The sequence below is a fragment of the Lysinibacillus agricola genome (genome assembly GCF_016638705.1).
In the GTDB taxonomy this organism is placed as follows: Bacteria; Bacillota; Bacilli; order Bacillales_A; family Planococcaceae; genus Lysinibacillus; species Lysinibacillus agricola.
This window is the reverse complement of the sequence record NZ_CP067341.1, coordinates 4325731-4343986: the sequence shown is the minus strand read 5'-3', so window position 1 is coordinate 4343986 and position 18256 is coordinate 4325731. Positions and strand designations below refer to the sequence as shown.

Annotated in this window: 13 protein-coding genes and 2 pseudogenes; 13 read left to right on the top strand and 2 right to left on the bottom strand. The window is 39.3% G+C overall.

Annotation, left to right across the window (positions count from 1 at the left end; all coding sequences use genetic code 11):
- The first annotated feature begins 247 nt into the window (after window positions 1-247).
- The 5 genes and pseudogenes from ald to ltrA all read left to right on the top strand — a co-directional run bounded on the left by ald (window position 248) and on the right by ltrA (window position 6404).
- Window positions 248-1363, top strand: a complete 1116-nt coding sequence (gene ald, locus FJQ98_RS21685; protein WP_053592378.1) for an alanine dehydrogenase — start codon at window positions 248-250, stop codon at window positions 1361-1363.
- A gap of 211 nt (window positions 1364-1574) precedes the next feature.
- Complete coding sequence (locus FJQ98_RS21680; RefSeq protein WP_053592379.1) at window positions 1575-3098, top strand: AbgT family transporter; 1524 nt, start codon at window positions 1575-1577, stop codon at window positions 3096-3098.
- Window positions 3099-3129: 31 nt separating this feature from the next.
- The gene (locus FJQ98_RS21675; protein ID WP_158002940.1) at window positions 3130-3300 is read left to right on the top strand and encodes a hypothetical protein; all 171 of its coding nucleotides are present in this window, start codon (window positions 3130-3132) and stop codon (window positions 3298-3300) included.
- Window positions 3301-3349: 49 nt separating this feature from the next.
- On the top strand, window positions 3350-4534 hold the full coding sequence (locus tag FJQ98_RS21670; RefSeq protein ID WP_053592380.1) for a M20 metallopeptidase family protein: 1185 nt from the start codon (window positions 3350-3352) through the stop codon (window positions 4532-4534).
- A 606-nt stretch (window positions 4535-5140) separates the two neighbouring features.
- Window positions 5141-6404 (top strand): annotated as a pseudogene (gene ltrA, locus FJQ98_RS21665) (group II intron reverse transcriptase/maturase).
- A gap of 220 nt (window positions 6405-6624) precedes the next feature.
- Here ltrA and FJQ98_RS21660 read toward each other — a convergent pair.
- The gene (locus tag FJQ98_RS21660) at window positions 6625-7713 is read right to left on the bottom strand and encodes a M24 family metallopeptidase (RefSeq protein ID WP_053592382.1); all 1089 of its coding nucleotides are present in this window, start codon (window positions 7711-7713) and stop codon (window positions 6625-6627) included.
- 236 nt (window positions 7714-7949) lie between these two features.
- On the opposite strand from FJQ98_RS21660, the gene FJQ98_RS21655 reads away from it, so the two are divergent.
- Both FJQ98_RS21655 and FJQ98_RS21650 read left to right on the top strand, forming a co-directional pair.
- Window positions 7950-8633, top strand: a complete 684-nt coding sequence (locus FJQ98_RS21655; RefSeq protein ID WP_053592383.1) for a metal-dependent hydrolase — start codon at window positions 7950-7952, stop codon at window positions 8631-8633.
- Window positions 8634-8785: 152 nt separating this feature from the next.
- Window positions 8786-10093: a DRTGG domain-containing protein gene (locus FJQ98_RS21650; protein WP_053592384.1), complete on the top strand. Its 1308-nt coding sequence runs from the start codon at window positions 8786-8788 to the stop codon at window positions 10091-10093.
- A gap of 240 nt (window positions 10094-10333) precedes the next feature.
- Here the strand turns inward: FJQ98_RS21650 and FJQ98_RS21645 are convergent, their stop codons facing one another.
- Complete coding sequence (locus tag FJQ98_RS21645) at window positions 10334-10639, bottom strand: YtpI family protein (protein WP_053592385.1); 306 nt, start codon at window positions 10637-10639, stop codon at window positions 10334-10336.
- A 90-nt stretch (window positions 10640-10729) separates the two neighbouring features.
- Between FJQ98_RS21645 and FJQ98_RS21640 the strand changes: the two are divergent.
- The 6 genes and pseudogenes from FJQ98_RS21640 (at window position 10730) to FJQ98_RS21620 (ending at window position 17938) form a co-directional block, all read left to right on the top strand.
- A pseudogene (locus FJQ98_RS21640) lies at window positions 10730-11675 on the top strand (DHH family phosphoesterase).
- Between the two features lie 169 nt (window positions 11676-11844).
- A complete protein-coding gene (locus FJQ98_RS27330; protein ID WP_277815911.1) occupies window positions 11845-11967 on the top strand; it encodes a hypothetical protein in 123 nt (40 codons plus the stop codon).
- A gap of 108 nt (window positions 11968-12075) precedes the next feature.
- Window positions 12076-15159, top strand: a complete 3084-nt coding sequence (gene dnaE / locus FJQ98_RS21635) for a DNA polymerase III subunit alpha (RefSeq protein WP_053592387.1) — start codon at window positions 12076-12078, stop codon at window positions 15157-15159.
- A gap of 318 nt (window positions 15160-15477) precedes the next feature.
- Window positions 15478-16119, top strand: coding sequence for a FadR/GntR family transcriptional regulator (locus FJQ98_RS21630; RefSeq protein ID WP_053592388.1), 642 nt, complete (start codon window positions 15478-15480; stop codon window positions 16117-16119).
- A 21-nt stretch (window positions 16120-16140) separates the two neighbouring features.
- Window positions 16141-16989 carry an acetyl-CoA carboxylase, carboxyltransferase subunit beta gene (gene accD / locus FJQ98_RS21625; RefSeq protein ID WP_053592389.1) on the top strand — a complete coding sequence of 283 codons (849 nt, stop codon included), beginning with the start codon at window positions 16141-16143 and terminating at the stop codon, window positions 16987-16989.
- On the top strand, window positions 16982-17938 hold the full coding sequence (locus tag FJQ98_RS21620; RefSeq protein WP_053592390.1) for an acetyl-CoA carboxylase carboxyltransferase subunit alpha: 957 nt from the start codon (window positions 16982-16984) through the stop codon (window positions 17936-17938). Before accD ends, FJQ98_RS21620 begins: the two co-directional genes overlap by 8 nt.
- The last annotated feature ends 318 nt before the right edge of the window (window positions 17939-18256 follow it).

The following is an 18256-nucleotide window of genomic DNA, read 5'->3' as shown; positions in this document are numbered from 1 at the left end:
TTCATAGGAATCGTTACACGTTGACTTAAACAAAATATTAAAAATTAGATGTGTTGATTTACTATGTTCATCCACTTTTATTATTTTACATTATTAGAATATTGTGAATTTTATCTATTATTATTTTAATTAAAGCATTTTTTGTTTATGTTTGGTAATATGGAAATGCAAGGGGTGCATCAATACATCGAAGTGTGTGTAACAAAATGATGCTTATTTTTTTAGGTAATGGAAGGGGATAGGGAAGATGAAGATTGGTATTCCAAAAGAGATTAAAAACAACGAAAATCGTGTAGCTATGACACCAGCAGGGGTTGTCACATTAACACATGCAGGCCATGAGGTGTACATTGAAACTGGAGCAGGTTTGGGCTCAAGCTTTACAAATGCAGACTACCTTGCAGCAGGTGCTCATATTGTTGAGACAGCAAAAGAGGCATGGGCGCAAGAAATGATCATGAAAGTAAAGGAACCCGTAGCATCAGAATACGATTACTTCTATGAAGGTCAAATCTTATTTACTTATTTACATTTAGCGCCAGAGCTTGAATTAACACAGGCACTTTTAAATAAAAGAGTTGTAGGCATTGCTTATGAGACAGTGCAATTAGCAAATGGTTCTTTACCGCTTTTAACACCAATGAGTGAGGTTGCAGGTAAAATGGCAACGCAGATTGGTGCTCAATTCTTAGAGAAAAATCATGAAGGTAAAGGTATTTTACTGGGCGGCGTATCAGGTGTACCACGTGGTAAAGTAACTGTTATCGGTGGCGGTATTGCTGGAACAAATGCGGCGAAAATAGCTGTCGGAATGGGTGCAGATGTAACGGTCATCGATTTAAGTCCAGAGCGTTTACGTCAATTAGAGGATCTGTTTGGTCGTGATGTTCAAACATTAATGTCCAATCCTTATAATATTGCAGAATCAGTGAAAAACTCAGATTTAGTAGTCGGAGCCGTTTTAATTCCTGGCGCTAAAGCACCAAAACTTGTTTCTGAGGAAATGATTCAGTCAATGCAACCAGGCTCAGTAGTTGTTGATATTGCCATTGACCAAGGCGGTATTTTTGCGACATCCGATCGTGTGACGACACATGATGACCCAACTTATGTAAAACATGGAGTTGTGCATTATGCAGTAGCGAATATGCCAGGGGCTGTACCACGTACATCAACAATTGCTTTAACAAATAATACAATTCCTTATGCACTTCAAATTGCAAATAAGGGTTATAGACAAGCATGTGGTGAAAACGCTGCACTGAAAAAAGGTGTTAATACTATAGATGGTCATCTAGTTTACAAGGCTGTTGCAGATTCTCAAGGTCTGCCATATGTAAATGTTGATGAGTTAATTCAATAAATGAAAATAAGGGAGCAGTTCAATTTGATACGCTCCCTCATTATTATTCTAGCATTTCAATATAATATTCCAATACTAATAGATTTCATCCCCTTTATATAAACAACTTTTTTAAAAGGACTTATAGTGAATCTTTTGGTACATAAAAAACAGAATATTTTAATTAGTTGCTATTTTAGGTGAATTATTGAAAGTAAAGAGGATGAAATATATGCAACATGAAAAAACTCAAAAAAAATCGTTTGTCAATAAGATGCTCGACATAATTGAACGTACTGGTAATAAACTGCCAGATCCGATTACATTATTTGTTATTATGGCATTATTAGTACTCGTCTTTTCTTGGGTATTAGATGCAATGGGTGTTTCGGCTGTAAAACCAGGAACGAATGAAACGATAGAGGTCGTTAATTTATTGAGTCGAGAGGGCTTAATTTTAATCGTTACACAAATGCAAAGTAATTTCACAGGATTTCCGCCACTTGGCTTAGTTATTGTATCAATGATTGGAATTGGTTTGGCGGAACAGACAGGTCTGATTTCTGCGATTATGAAAAAGACTGTTATGAGCGCACCACAAAAATTGATTGTACCAGTGATTATTTTAACAGGTTTAGTGGGCAATTTGGCTGCAGATGCGGCTTTCATTATTTTACCTCCAGTGGCAGCACTTATTTTTATGAGTGTAGGACGTAACCCTCTAGCAGGTTTAATTGTGACGTATGCGGCTGTTGCTGGTGGCTTTAGTGCAAACTTATTAATTAGTTCACTCGATGTATTATTATTAGGTATTACAGAATCAGCTGCTCATATTGTAGATCCAGATTATACAGGTCGCGCTACAATGAACTATTATTTCTTAATTGCTTCAACATTTCTTTTAATATTTATCGGTACATGGGTGACAAAAAAGTTTACAGAACCCCGCTTTGGCGATTATAAAGGAGAAATTAGCGTACTCGAACCATTGACACCGCTAGAGATGCGTGGTTTAAGGTGGGCAGCGATTGTTGCTATTATATATTCTGCGATTATTGCATATACAGTTATACCATCAAACGGTCTACTACGAGATCCTGAAACAGGGGGCTTTTTAAATTCACCATTTATGACAGGTATTGTACCAATTATGCTGTTCTTTTTCCTATTACCAGCGTTGGCATATGGTATTGCAGCAAAAGAGGTGAAGAGTGACAAGGACGTAGCAGAAAAAATATTTAAATCAATTGCAGATATGTCATCGTTTATCGTACTTGCATTTGTTGCTTCACAAATGATTGCGTACTTCAACTGGAGTAATATTGGCTCAATTGTTGCGATTAAAGGAGCAGAATTTTTACAGGCATTAAATTTCACAGGTTTACCAATGATTATCGGGTTTGTTATCATTTGTGCATTCGTTAATTTACTGATTGCGAGTGCCTCTGCAAAATGGGCATTATTAGCACCGATTTTTGTACCGATGTTTATGTATCTTGATTATTCACCAGCAGTTACACAAGTAGCGTATCGGGTAGGAGATTCGATTACAAATCCTATTACACCGATGCTTGCATATTTTGCTATTTTATTAGCATTTGCAAGACGTTACGATAAAAATATCGGTATCGGAACACTAATTTCAGCGTTATTCCCATATACTATATTCTTCGCGATTGGTTGGATTATATTATTCGCCATTTGGTTCTTATTGGGATTACCACTTGGACCAGGAGATTACATTTATCTTCATTAAGCAGAAGAATCCCACCACTATAGGTGGTGAGATGAATGCGGATTTAAGTTACTCATCAGCGGGTGTTCAAACACCTGTACCTGTCGCTACGCTTTCGGTACAAAAGACATTTGCTGAAATAGAGGAACTCAATCTAAGAACGCCATGTTCTGTGGTAATTTATCTGTGCGAAAGCGAAACGACAGCAACAACACACGACTGAGTGACGCAATTATGCCGAGGCATAATTGATAATAATAGGAGGGGTTTGAATGACTACACAACATGTACAACTTTCAACATTACTTGAACAATTTGAGGAGGAAATGATTACACTGCGTCGTCATTTTCATGAAAATCCAGAGCTTTCTTTTGAAGAGGTAGAAACCCCTAAAACAATTGCTGCGTTTCATCGTGCATTAGGACATGAGGTGCGAGAAGGCGTAGGGGGTAATGGAGTTGTCGCAAAGCTTATTGGGGGTAAACCAGGTAAAACAGTGGCACTTCGAGCAGATTTCGATGCATTAGCAATTACGGAAGAGACAGGGCTACCATTCCAATCTAAAATCAAGGGTCGAATGCACGCTTGTGGGCATGATGGTCATACAGCAACACTACTTGTATTAGCGAAGGCATTAAACAAAATGCAAGCAGATTTAGCAGGAACGATTGTTTTCATCCATCAACACGCAGAAGAAATAGCGCCGGGTGGAGCAAAGTCTATGATTGAGGATGGCTGTCTAGAAGGTGTCGATGTTATTTTCGGAACGCATTTATGGGCTCCTGCAGAACTTGGTAAAGTGCAAATTGCATCTGGACCATTGATGGCTGCGGCAGATTCTATTGATATTACAATCAAAGGGAAGGGTGGGCATGGCTCTACACCAAATGAAACGAAAGATTCGATTGTACTAGCTGCACAATTTATTACGAATTTACAACAGCTTGTAGCACGCCGAGTAAATCCACTACGCCCAGCTGTAGTGTCAATTGGACATATTGAAGCACTCAACCCATTTAATGTTATAGCAGATAAAGTGTATATGAAAGGAACGGTTCGTACATTCCATAACGAAGAGCGTGATCTCCTTGAACAAGAAATTGAAGAAGTACTAATAGCTACTTGCTATTTAACAAAGGCTGAGTATGAATATGAATACCGTAGAGGCTATCCACCTGTTGTGAATCATCCAGCAGAAACTGAGCATGTTATCGAGGCAGCCAAAAAGGTATCTATTGTCGAAGCTGTTGAAATTGTCGATCCTACGATGGGTGGAGAAGATTTTGCTTACTATTTAGAAGAAAAACCAGGTGCATTCTTCTTTGTAGGTGCACAAAACCCTTCTTGGACGGAAGTATATCCTCATCACCATCCCAAATTTGATATTGACGAACGCTCGCTTCGCATTGCTGCAAATGTTTTAGGACAGGCAACTCTTGATTATTTGGAAAAATAATAAATGACATAACGAAAGGAAGCACCACTGCTATAATGGTGCTTCCTTTTTATGTGCGCCCGGCATGCGTATGAACTATAGGGTGCAAGTCCCAAACCTCGAAGACAGAAGTAGAGGTTAGCCAAGAGCAAGGGTGTCCGTGGCGACGCGGAATCTGAAGGAAGCTGGAGGCAAAACACCGGTCCGAGGAACACGAATCTCATATAAGGCTAGGTATGATTGGATGAGTGTGCATAACAACACAAAGTCCTTTCTGTCGAAGGTCATATCGAGTAAATGAGGCGGATAGATGGTGTGAAAGTGCATGCGCTTACCCGGGGAGGTCTGATGGAAACGCAAAGTACACTTTGTAACCTACTTAGCGATAGGTAGCTGAACCATCAGAAGTCAGCAGAGGTCATAGTACCATTCACTTCTAGAATGAATGGGAAGGACCGAACAATTCGGAGAGAATAGCCCTTGGCATGCAGTTTTTCTATGATAAACACAGAAAAATCCAGAAGGACCGACTTAATGGAGGTAATGGTGAATCCCATGAGGGACATTGAGCGGGTGCAGTAGAAACTGTTATAAGAAGACAAGCTATTCACGGAGGAGTCGAACGAGATGTTAATGAATCAAATATTATCACGGGAGAATCTGCTTCTCGCACTCAAACAGGGTGGAACGAAACAAAGGGAGTCATGGAGTAGACAAAATGCCCGTAAAATTCCTACGACAGCATGTAGTCGAAAACTGGCTAACGATTAAGAAACAAATTCTTGAGGGAACCTACCAACCACAACCAGTTCGCAGAATCGAAATCCCGAAACCTGACGGCGGTGTGCGACTATTAGGAATCCCAACCGTGACAGACCGACTCATTCAACAGGCGATTGCCCAAGTGCTATCCAACCTATACGACCCAAACTTCTCGAATCATAGTTACGGATTTCGACCAAAACGAAGTGCTCACGATGCAATCCGAGAAGCCAAAGGCTATATAAAAGAAGGATACCGCTGGGTAGTAGATATGGACTTAGAGAAATTCTTCGACAAAGTAAACCATGACCGTCTAATGAGTACATTAGCAAAGAAAATTTCTGATAAACCTCTACTCAAGCTGATTCGTAGATACTTACAATCGGGTGTCATGATAAATGGTGTCGTTTATGATACAGATGAAGGAACACCCCAGGGGGACCACTGAGCCCACTTCTCTCAAACATTGTACTGGATGAATTAGACAAAGAATTAGAGAAACGTGGTCATAAATTTGTCCGTTACGCCGATGACTGCAATATTTATGTGAAAACAAAACGAGCAGGAGAACGAGTGATGGCAAGTATCAAAACTTTTATTGAGAAGACGCTACGATTGAAAAATAAATGAGAAGAAATCCGCAGTGGCTCGTCCCTGGCAACGTAAATTCCTAGGATTTAGCTTTACCTCCCGCAAAGAACCACAAGTTCGAATTGCGAAAGAGAGCATAAAGCGAATGAAGAACAAAATTCGGGAATTAACAGCTAGAAAGAAGCCATTTCCAATGGAGTACCGAATTCAACAATTGAATCAATACTTAATTGGGTGGTGTGGCTACTTTGCATTAGCGGATACGAAATCAATATTTGAATCACTGGATGGATGGATTAGAAGAAGACTTCGCATGTGCTTATGGAAGGATTGGAAGAAACCTCGTACGAAAGTGCGCAACCTCATTCGCTTAGGAGTTCCAGACTGGAAGGCTTACGAATGGGGCAATACTCGCAAGAGTTACTGGCGTATTTCGAAAAGTCCAATATTACACAGAACCCTTGGTAACTCTTATTGGAGTAACCAAGGGCTCAAAAGTCTGCAAGCTCGTTATGAAATCTTGCGTTATTCATCTTAATTGAACCGCCGTATACGGATCCGTACGTACGGTGGTTGGAGAGGTCGGGAGTTAATCACTCCCTCCTACTCGATCCTGCATTAACGGGCAGTAATTTAATCTGTACTAAGGTGGAGATTAACTGCCCGTAAAAGCTAGACTGGTGAAGACTAATAATCAGTGGAGGATGAAGAAAATCCCCACTGATTAAAGTTCACTTTACTTGAGTAAATATTTTCAATTACAGTACAATTAAATCTTTCGGGAATTTTGTTAGTACTTCTACTCCGTCTTTAGTTACTACTACATCATCCTCAATACGGACGCCTGTCACATCAGATTTATAGATACCTGGCTCAATTGTGAAGACCATGCCTTCCTCCATAGTCATTTCATTTGCACCTGTAACAGATGGGAATTCATGTACAGAAATGCCGAGTCCATGACCGAGTCGATGTGTGAAATATTCACCATAGCCTGCTTCAGAAATAGTATCACGAGCAATTTTATCTAAATCCATTGCACGAACACCTGGTTTTACTGCTGCAATTGCATTTGTGTTAGCAGATAGTACCGTGTTGTAGATTTCCTTTTGTGCCTCACTAGGTTCACCATAGGCAACCGTACGCGTAATGTCAGAGCAATAACCGTCGTAAATTACGCCAAGATCGAATAATACCATATCGCCTTTTTCGATTTTGCGAGCACCTGGTGTACCGTGTGGAGAGGCTGTTTTTGGACCACTTAATACCATTGTCTCAAAGGACATTTTGCAGCCTTTATCTTGAATAGCATTTTCTATCGCTGTTAAGATTTCCATTTCTGTTTTGCCTTCAGCGATTTCTTTACAGCCAATTTCAATAGCATAATCAGCTAGTTCAGCAGCTTTACGTAATTTTTCTAATTCATTTTCATCTTTAATTACTCGCATAGCATTGATTTTTTCGTCTAGACGGACAAAGTTTGCCTGCGGGAACGATTGTTGTAGAGCTTCTAAACGCTCTACAATGAGGTGAGCTTTTTCAATGGCAAAAGTTTGTGGGTTAACATTACGAGCCTTTATTGCTTGTGCAAGAACTTCCATTGAATTTTCAGTATCTTGGTGACCAATGACTTCATAAGGCCAACCTGCATCCTTCGCATCTGGGATTTCCATTTGTGGGCAAATTAAAAAAGGTTCCGCCTCTTTAAAAATTACCACACCTAGTAATCTCTCATGTGGATTACTTTTAAAGCCTGAAACATAAAAAACATTGTCTGGTGTTGTTACGAAAGCGGCATCAATTTGGTTTTGTTGTAAATAGTTTTGAATTTCTTCAACCTTTGACATAAACAGTTCCTCCTCTTATAGCATTGAAAAAATTTTCACGTGCTTAGCTAAATTTATAGCCTACCCGGCATGGGCTTCAATCGAATGAAAAATTGTTTCCTAACAAGGACTAGGTATAGCTCTGTTGGGAAAGAATCTATTATTCTCTGTACAAGCATATCAAAAAAAGGGAAAAATCGCATGGGTAGCGAATAAAAATGATGTAGCACAATATGTACTGCTGGGAGGAAACTTATATGGAAATTAGTTATCATGGTCATTCAGTTGTCAAAATTCAATCAAATGGAAAAACAATATTGATTGATCCATTCATTAATGGGAATGGGCAAACAGATTTGAAGGTTGCTGATGAAGCACCAGATATTATTTTACTTACACATGGACATAATGATCATGTTGGGGATACAGTGGAGCTTGCAAAGAAAAAAGATGCGCTTGTCATTGCACCAAATGAGCTAGCTAATTGGATTTCTTGGCAAGGAGTGAAAGCGCATCCAATGCATATAGGCGGGGCCAAGGAATTTGATTTTGGTAAAGTGAAATTTACTCAAGCCTTCCACGGTTCGTCATATGTAACTGAAAATAATGAAATCATTTATATGGGAATGCCGGCTGGAATTTTATTATTTATCGAAGGATTAACAATCTATCATGCAGGAGATACAGCTTTGTTTAGTGATATGAAATTAATTGGAGAACGCCATCCTATTGATATTGCGTTTTTACCAATTGGTGACAATTTCACAATGGGCCCAGAAGACGCTGCTTGTGCAGTCTCATTTTTGAAGCCGAAAATTGTCGTACCAGTACATTACAATACATTCCCTCCAATCGAGCAGAATCCACAAAATTTTGCAGATTTAGTGCAAAATTCAGAGGTTCAAATTTTAAAAGCGGGTGAAAAAGTAAACTGTTCCTAATCATTGACACTGCTGTACTATATGTATTGACACCACGTGCGTAGTTGAAACGATGGGAAAAGTTGAACAAATTCATCACTTTATATTAAATATTTTCATAAAAAATATGGTACACTAAGAGCAGAATTGATGATTGAGAAATAGGTGATATTTTGTCTACAAAACATGAGAAGATTTTACAATACATCGAATCACTACCCGTGGGCGATAAAATTTCAGTACGTCAAATTGCAAAGGAAATGCAGGTGAGTGAGGGAACGGCTTACCGTGCCATTAAGGAAGCGGAAAATCGTCGTTTAGTAAGCTCTATTGAACGTGTTGGAACAATTCGTATTGAGAAGAAAAAGAAAGAGAATATTGAGCGATTAACCTTCGCTGAAATCGTTAATATAATAGACGGCCAAGTTTTAGGTGGAAAAACAGGTCTACATAAAACGTTAACGAAATTTGTTATTGGTGCCATGCAATTAGAAGATATGATGCGTTATACAGATGCAGGAAGCTTGCTCATCGTTGGTAACCGTATTAAAGCACATGAAAATGCACTGCGAGCGGGTGCAGCTGTTTTAATTACAGGGGGCTTTGATACAACTGAGGAAAACAAGTTACTTGCAGATTCCTTGGACTTACCGATCATTTCAACAAGCTATGATACCTTTACTGTGGCAACAATGATTAACCGTGCAATTTATGACCAATTAATCAAAAAGGATATTTTATTTATTGAAGATATTTTTGTGCCGATGACTGATACTTCTGTTCTTCGAAATGATGAAACAATTCAACATTTCCACAAGCTAAATGAACGAACAACTCATGGTGCATTCCCTGTTGTTACAGCAAACAATAAGCTTATTGGGATGATTACAGTAAAAGACGTTATCGGTCGAGAAGAAAACGAGCTTATTGAAAAGGTTATGACAAAAAATCCGATTGCTGGATCGATGAAAATGAGTGTTGCTTCGGCAGGACATCGTATGATTTGGGAAGGGATTGACCTGTTACCAATTGTTGATGATGACAATGTTTTACAAGGTGTAATTAGTCGACAAGATGTACTAAAGGCGCTTCAGCTTGCACAAAGACAGCCGCAGCATGGTGAAACAATTGATGATTTAGTGAAAAATGAGATGAAGGTGCTTGGCGATGAAGAATTAATCGTAGAGTTTAAAGTAACACCTCAAATGACAAACCAATATGGGGCAATTTCTTACGGAGCATTTACAACTTTGTTAGCAGAAGTAGGGTCATTTGCGTTAAAGCGCCGGAAACGTGGGGATGCAGTTGCTGAAAACATGACGATTTATTTCATCAAGCCTGTGCAAATGGAAAGTACTCTTACGGTAAGGCCTCGAATATTAGACATGAGTCGTAAGTTTGTGAAAATGGACTTCGAAGTGTTTAATCAACAAATGCTTGTCGGAAAGGCAATGATGATGTTCCAACTACTAGAACGTTAAGAAGACACAAAAAGGGATGGCCTAGGACAAATGCTAGGTCATCCCTTTCACTTCTTTCAACGGATGTCACGGAATCGGAAGGGAGTTCTAAAAAAGGATGTTAGCCTAAAATCATCGCATCCATGCGAAAACGACTGATCTGCATCGTGCAGGCCTAGGCACAAAGCCGATTCCAACGCATTGTTTATCTGCGCGAAAGCGAAGCGTCAGCGGCAATTATGCCGAGGCATAATTGATTATTCATTGGTTAATTCGGTACTCTTCGTCAACAAATTGACCGTAGTGACGAACCTTTTTAATATTTTCGATAACAACAAAGATGCCTAAAACGACAAGAATTGCTACAATAATAAATGTATATAACCCAGGGAATAAATACGCTTGATTGAAACCAAATACAAGAATAAATGCGCCAAAACTTACATTGGCTTTACTTTTGTACCAATTTTTAGCAATGGGTAATGGTGAACGAAACTGTTTTGTTTTAAAATAAAAATAGAAAACAAATGATATGATTATTGCAAAAACAAATATTAAATTGAGCATAGTAAACCTCCTAGCATAACTAGTCATTATTGTAACGATTATTGAAGAAAAATGCTAACGGTTATTACTATCATTTTGGGGGAAATTAATTTGAAAAGACAAATCATCGACACAATTGCTTCATATGAAACGATCGTTATTCATCGCCATGTACGTCCAGATCCGGACGCTTACGGATCTCAACAAGGCTTAAAAGAGCTCATTTTAGCAAATTATCCTGAAAAGAAGGTTTTTGCTGTAGGTGAACATGATGAATCTTTATCATTTTTAGCGAAGCCAGATCACATTACGGATGATGTATACGATAATGCTTTAGTTATTGTGACAGATACGGCAAATACTGAACGTGTTGACGATCAACGCTATACAAAAGGAAAAATGGTCATTAAAATAGACCACCATCCAAATGATGATGCATATGGTGATTTACTATGGGTGGATACAACTGCGAGCTCTTGTAGTGAAATGATTTATGAGCTTTTTGAGGAAGGGAAAGAAGTAGCAAACTGGACGTTATCTGACGCAGCTGCAAGATTATTATTCGCTGGTATTGTAGGAGATACAGGACGATTCCAATTCCCAAGTACGACAGTCAAAACTTTTAAAATTGCAGGGGAGCTTATTACATATGATTTTGATCGAAATCAAATTTTTCGATGGAATGTATGAAATGGATCAAAAGGTTTTAAATTTACAGGGGTATATTTATCAAAATTTCAAAATGGATGAGTATGGGGCGGCACATATTAAGCTGACAAAGGAATTGCTGGCAGAATTCAATGTTGTAGCGTCAGAAGCGTCTCTGTTAGTCGGCTGTCTTGGAAGTGTGAAAGGTATTTGTGCTTGGGTAGTCTTCATTGAAGAGGCCGATCAGATTCGTGTACGTTTACGCTCAAAAGGCCCTATTATTAACACTTTGGCCAAGGAATTTAATGGTGGTGGACATCCGCTCGCTTCTGGTGCAACAGCTTACTCATGGGAAGAAGCAGATCGTGTTATAACGAGATTACAGGAAATTTGTAAGGCGTATCAATAAACATGAATATTTGGCTCATCACCAAAAGTTGTGGATGACATTTGTTAAACGTATGCCATATATAAGTTGATTGGAGTGGAGGCTGGGCACTCCTAGGGGATTAGCAATAGAGGAACAAAGGCTAAAACCATCACGTCCTGTGATAACGCCTTCGTGACCAACATCGGTAATGTTTTATCTGTGCGAAAGCGTAGCGGCAGCAACAAATGTTTTCTGTAGCGAAAGCAAAGCGACAGCTACAAAGCGCCCAGACGGAACGGAAAATCAACCATACGTTATGGTGATAATCTAATATTTGGCAATAACCTGTTAAACTCAAGATAATAAGAACGTGCTTTAGCTATGATAATAATGCATTGTTATTGAAATATATTACCTAGAAAGAAAGGAAGGGATTCATTTGACACATGTATACACGAAAATGCATACGAGCGCGGATTTATTAAAAAGCACGATTCGGCTTGAACAATTGGTCCCTTTTTTACAAGAGCAAAATACTCAGGCCTGTGCAATAGTCAATTCGAAATTGTACGGGCTTTTGCCTTTTTGTAAAGCATTACAGCAAGCAAATATTCATGCTGTATTAGGGCTTTCGATAAACGTACAGTGGCAGGAAAGAAAGGTTCCACTTGTGTTGTATGCTCAGACACAAGAAGGCTATCAGCACCTTTTAAAGATTAGTAGTGCCGTTTCGATTAGGGAGGATGACGTACTTCCGTGGAAATGGCTGGAAGGGTATGCAACAGGCTGTATGGCATTACTTTCTTCTGATGATTTAGTAGAAATGGAGGATTGGACTGAAGTAGCGAGTGCTCTCAACAAGGTATTTGGTAAGCATTTATTTATGGGTATAGCAAGACCAGCAGGAATGATAGCCGAAAAAGAAGAATCGTATGTAACATGGTGTGAAACTGAGAACATAACGATGGTTGCCTCACAGAGCTGTTATTTTTTACGTCCAGAAGATCATTTTGCCTTTGAAGTTGCAAGAGCAATTGATACAGGTGAAAAGCTCACTGGTACAATGTTATCAGCGCATGTGCAAGGTTATTTCGCTCCAACAGCGGAAGAATGGCGAAGCTGGTTTGCGGATCACCCGGAATGGCTTGATGCTAGTGCTGCGATGTTAGCTAGCTGTACAGCGGAAATCCCTGAAATGCACGTGCAAATGCCTAAATTTCCTGTGCCAACAAATGAAACAGCCGAAAGCTTGCTTGTCAAAGAGGCATTTACAGGATTAGCAGAGCGTTTCAAGCAAACTGAAATCCCTCAAGTTTATCGGGAGCGACTTCAGTATGAGCTGGAAATTATTTGTTCAATGGGCTTTGCAGATTATTTTTTAATTGTTGCAGATTTTATGCATTTTGCTAAAGAGAACCGTATTTTAACTGGCCCTGGTCGTGGTTCATCAGCAAGTTCTCTTGTAGCCTATAGTCTATCTATTACACAAGTAGATCCACTAGTTTACGGCTTATTATTTGAACGATTTTTAAATCCTGAACGTGTCACACTACCAGATATAGATATTGATTTTGTCGACAGTAAAAGACAAAAAGTGATCCACTATGTCGCTCAAAAATATGGAAAATCAAATGTAGCGCAAATTATTACATTTGGCACATTATCTGCTAAGGCAGTTGCTAGAGATGTTGCCCGTGTCTTTGGTTTTGAAGCTGAAACATTGGAAAAAATTTCAAAAATGATTCCGAATAAACCTGGGATAACACTGCAAAGAGCTGTGGCCGAATCACAAGGCTTACAAGGCTGGCTAGCAGAGGATGAGCAGCATCGTCGCTGGTTAGAGGTGGCGTTAAAACTAGAAGGATTGCCAAGAAATTCTTCTACTCATGCGGCTGGGATTGTGCTAGCACCATCACCACTAGTTAATACGATACCGATTGAAGAGGGACATGATGAAATATATTGTACGCAATGGCCAATGGGAGATGTAGAAGCTTGTGGGCTTGTTAAAATGGATTTTTTAGGTTTGCGCAATCTGACAATATTAGAGCAGGTGCGTTGGTCAATTTATAAAGCAGGTGGCCCTTGGATAGAGTTTGAGCTTATACCAATGCAAGATGAAAAGACATTTCAGCTTCTTCAAATGGGAGATACATTAGGTATTTTTCAATTAGAATCTGAAGGTATGAAACAAGCTTTACGTGATATTCATCCAACCCATTTTTTAGATATAGTAGCAGTCAATGCGTTGTATCGTCCGGGCCCAATGGATTTTATTCCTGCCTATGCAAGACGGAAAGCAGGGAAGGAACCGGTTATTATGCCACACCCAGCGTTAGAGCCCATTTTACGGGAAACATTTGGTGTTATAGTTTATCAAGAGCAGATCATGCAAATTGCCTCGGTGATGGCTGGTTTTACGATGGGACAAGCGGATTTATTGCGTCGAGCAGTAAGTAAGAAAAATCGTCAAGTATTAGAGGAGCAGCGTGCCACATTTGTCAATGGAGCAATGAAGCAAGGCTTTGATATTCCTGTGGCGGAAGACGTGTATGCATTAATTGTGCGCTTTGCAGACTATGGTTTCCCTAAAAGTCATGCTGTGGCATATAGTGTTATTTCTTATCAAATGGCCTATTTAAAGGCACATTTCCCACTAAGTTTTTATGCTGCGTTATTATCAAATGCAACTGGAAATGTGGAAAAAATTCAACAGCTTCTGAGTGAGGCAAAAGAGAAGGGGATACCGTTTTACCCACCCTCATTAAAACATAGTACGAAATTTTTCACTGTTGAAAAGGACGGAGTTCGCTATAGCTTATCTGGAATAAAGGGTGTACCCTATACATTTATAGAAACAGTTAATGCCTTACGCCAAACGAATGCAGAAGCATTTAATAATTTATTTGACTTGGCAGTTGCTGTAAGCGCACAGCATTTTAAACCGAAAGTTATGGAGTCTTTAATTTTCGCTGGGGCTCTCGATTATTTGGACAAAGATCGTGCTATACTGATAGCGACATTAGAGGCAGCCTTGAAGCATGCTGAGTTACTACGACCAACTGACGATATTGATATCGAATCGGCTACTGCCTTTAGTTTTGGTAAGCCAAAGTATATGGAAGCGGAAGCGATGTCGCAAAAGGAAAAATTATTACATGAGAAGGAAAGTCTCGGTTTCTATATTTCGGCCCATCCAGTCACAGAGGAAAGAGCTTTTTGGAATGAAGTAAATAGTACGTGTCGAGAGTTAAAGCATGCACGTGAGGGAACGTATGTGAAAATAATTGGCATGATAGAAGAAGTGAAAAAAATACGCACAAAAAAAGGGGAGCAAATGGCTTTTGTTCAGCTTCAGGATGAATTTGGAACGGTATCTGTAACCTTATTCCCGCAGGTTTTTCATCTTGTTCAAGAGCTATTACTTGAAGATGAATTGCTTTATATTGAGGGGACGCTAGAAAGACGTTTTGGTAAGCCTCAGGTAAAAGTAAAACATGCACAAACGACAAAAAAAATATGAAATTAAAGAAGATTTTAGAAACTGCATAGATTATTATGCAGTTTTTTCTTTACTTTTTAACAGTTTTTTTGTAAGCTATAGTCAATGTTGAAAAGTGGCCAGACCACTTTTATCTTCATTCAGTAAAAGACTCCCACTTCTGAAGGTGGTGTATGAATGTGGATGTAGTTCCTTTTCAAAGGTATCCAAACAGCTACTGAATGAAGATAAAGCCTCCGGCGGATGTCACGGATTTTGAAAGGAATGAATTGTGCGGGCACAATTCAAAAATCCGACGCAATTACGCCAAGGCGAAATTGATTAAGAGGAGTTGATCGTATGGATACAAAAACCGAACAAAAGAAAGTGTTTTTAGAAATCGTCCAACAATTACGTCAACTTATTAAAATGGAAAAAATACAAGCTGGCGAAAAGCTACCTTCCGAACGAGTCCTTTCAGAGCGTCTAGGTGTCGGGCGATCCTCTGTGAGAGAGGCATTGCGAAGCTTAGAATTGTTAGGTCTTATTGAAACGAGACATGGTGGAGGTACGTTTCTAGCTTCCACACATAAGCATCAGCTCGTAGAAATACTGTCGATGTTTATATTAGAAGATGAAAAATCGAAAAAGGATGTCGAATTAACGCGACAAATTCATGAAATGGAAGCCATTCGCGTAATAAGTTGTACAGAGACTCTGCGAACACTACCTGTGTGGGACAGTTTTTTTGTAAAGCTAGAGATAGAAGGTACGATTAATTGTCGGGATGTTTTACGAGAAATATTAATCACGTCAGGAAATCGTCTTTCATTGAAAATCTGGTTTCAGTTAGCAGCTTATGATGGTGACCGTTTAAATCGAAACTCAACTGAAGATGAAAAATTAATCATTCAAACTATGTTGAAATCGATGCAGCTTGGCTATGAAAAAGAAGCATTTAAAGCTTACGAGCAGTGGATGAAGACTGTACAAAGCATTTAGACAACAAAGGGGGAGTCGAACATGGCAATACGCAGCTTATTTAGCAAAAAGAAAGATGACGGACAAGAAAAGGGATTTCCAGAAGGACTTATGACAAAATGTCCCGAATGCCGTCATATTCAATTAACGAAGGAATTAGAAAAAAATCATAAAGTATGTACAAAATGTGACCATCATTTCAAAATGACTGCCCAAGAGCGCGTAGCATATTTCTTAGATGAAGGGTCATTTGTTTCGATGGATGATCATTTACAAACAAGTAATCCACTTAATTTCCCTGCTTATGTAGAAAAAATTTCAGTGGATCAACAAAAAACGGGATTAAGCGAAGCTGTACTGACTGGGGTAGGTACTCTTGATGGAGAAGAAATTGTTGTAGCAATTATGGATTCTCATTTCCGTATGGGCTCAATGGGCTCAGTTGTAGGAGAAAAAATCACACGTGCCGTTGAAAAAGCTACTGAATTACGTGTACCGTTTATTATTTTTACTGCTAGTGGTGGAGCTCGCATGCAAGAAGGCATTCTATCATTAATGCAAATGGCGAAATCGAGTGTAGCATTAAAACGTCATAGTGATGAAGGATTATTGTTTATTTCTATATTGACGCATCCGACAACAGGTGGCGTTTCGGCAAGCTTTGCCTCTGTTGGAGATATTAATATTGCTGAACCACAAGCTTTAATTGGCTTTGCTGGTCGTCGTGTAATTGAAGAAACAGTTAGAGAAAAACTACCAAGTGATTTCCAAACGGCAGAATTTTTACTAGAGCATGGTCAGCTTGATGCAATCTTCCATCGAAAAGATTTACGAAACCAAGTAGCAATGCTTGTAAAAATGCATACGAAAGGCGGCGTGCAACATGTCTAAAAATTTAGCGTTTGAAGAACCAGTAGTACAATTACGTGAAAAAATTGATGAATTAAAAACAATTGCTGCCGATGCGGATGTAGACATGACAGGCGAAATCGAAAAGCTAGAAACACGCCTAACACAGCTAGAACAATCCATTTATGCCAATATGAAACCATGGGATCGTGTACAGGTTGCTAGACATCCAGAACGACCAACGACATTACAATATATAGAAGCTATGTGCGAAAACTTTATTGAATTACATGGAGATCGTACATTTGGTGATGATGCGGCTATTCTTGGAGGAATCGCTGTCTTTGAAGGTCAGCCAGTAACAATTGTTGGACACCAACGCGGAAAATCAACTAAAGAAAACATTCGTCGGAATTTTGGTATGCCACACCCTGAAGGATATCGTAAGGCATTACGCTTAATGAAGCAGGCTGAGAAATTTAAGCGCCCAATTATTTGTTTTATTGATACAAAAGGTGCTTATCCGGGTAAGGCAGCTGAGGAACGTGGTCAAAGTGAAGCGATTGCCAGAAATCTAGTCGAAATGGCGGGTTTAACAGTACCAGTAATTACTATCGTTATTGGGGAAGGCGGAAGTGGTGGTGCAATTGCATTAGGTGTAGCGAATCGTGTCTTTATGTTAGAAAACTCAACGTATTCGGTTATCTCACCAGAAGGGGCTGCTTCGATTTTATGGCGTGATGGTAGTCTTGCGAAGCAAGCAGCAGAAGCAATGCGAATAACAGCACCTGACTTAAAAGAGCTTGGCGTTATTGATGGGATAGTCCCTGAAATAACAGGTGGAGCACATCGCAATGTAGCGAAGCAAGCACTTTATATAAAAGAATGTATTAGTGACACTTTAAAAGCATTAAATTCTTTAAATAGCGAACAATTGATTGAAGACCGTTATGAGAAGTTCAGAAAGATCGGACAATATACAGAAGCTTAAATTCACATATTTTATGTTTTTTCATTAAAAGTGGTCAGTAACAAGAATTGTAAAGATTTTGTTAGTTAGTTGATTGGAGTGGAGACTGGGCAACTCCCTAGGGAAAAAATTGGAACGAATGTTGTATAGAAACGGAGGCTAAAAAACATCACGTCCTGTGATAACGCCTTCGTGACCAACGTCGTGTTCCCGCGCTCGTTTTCGCACAAAAACCATTTGTTGCTGTCGCTACGTTAACACTACGCTTTCGCACAGAAACCATTTGTTGCTGTCGCTACGTTAGCACTACGCTTTCGCACAGAAACCATTTGTTGCTGT

Excerpts from the sequence above, each read along its gene's own strand:
- FJQ98_RS21680 (WP_053592379.1), top strand. The coding sequence starts at position 1,575 with ATGCAACATGAAAAAACTCAAAAAAAATCGTTTGTCAATAAGATGCTC.
- FJQ98_RS27330 (WP_277815911.1), top strand. The coding sequence starts at position 11,845 with ATGTTTTATCTGTGCGAAAGCGTAGCGGCAGCAACAAATGTTTTCTGT.
- ald (WP_053592378.1), top strand. The coding sequence starts at position 248 with ATGAAGATTGGTATTCCAAAAGAGATTAAAAACAACGAAAATCGTGTA.
- FJQ98_RS21620 (WP_053592390.1), top strand. The coding sequence starts at position 16,982 with ATGTCTAAAAATTTAGCGTTTGAAGAACCAGTAGTACAATTACGTGAA.
- FJQ98_RS21675 (WP_158002940.1), top strand. The coding sequence starts at position 3,130 with ATGAATGCGGATTTAAGTTACTCATCAGCGGGTGTTCAAACACCTGTA.
- FJQ98_RS21670 (WP_053592380.1), top strand. The coding sequence starts at position 3,350 with ATGACTACACAACATGTACAACTTTCAACATTACTTGAACAATTTGAG.
- accD (WP_053592389.1), top strand. The coding sequence starts at position 16,141 with ATGGCAATACGCAGCTTATTTAGCAAAAAGAAAGATGACGGACAAGAA.
- FJQ98_RS21630 (WP_053592388.1), top strand. The coding sequence starts at position 15,478 with ATGGATACAAAAACCGAACAAAAGAAAGTGTTTTTAGAAATCGTCCAA.
- FJQ98_RS21655 (WP_053592383.1), top strand. The coding sequence starts at position 7,950 with ATGGAAATTAGTTATCATGGTCATTCAGTTGTCAAAATTCAATCAAAT.
- FJQ98_RS21645 (WP_053592385.1), bottom strand. The coding sequence starts at position 10,639 with ATGCTCAATTTAATATTTGTTTTTGCAATAATCATATCATTTGTTTTC.
- FJQ98_RS21660 (WP_053592382.1), bottom strand. The coding sequence starts at position 7,713 with ATGTCAAAGGTTGAAGAAATTCAAAACTATTTACAACAAAACCAAATT.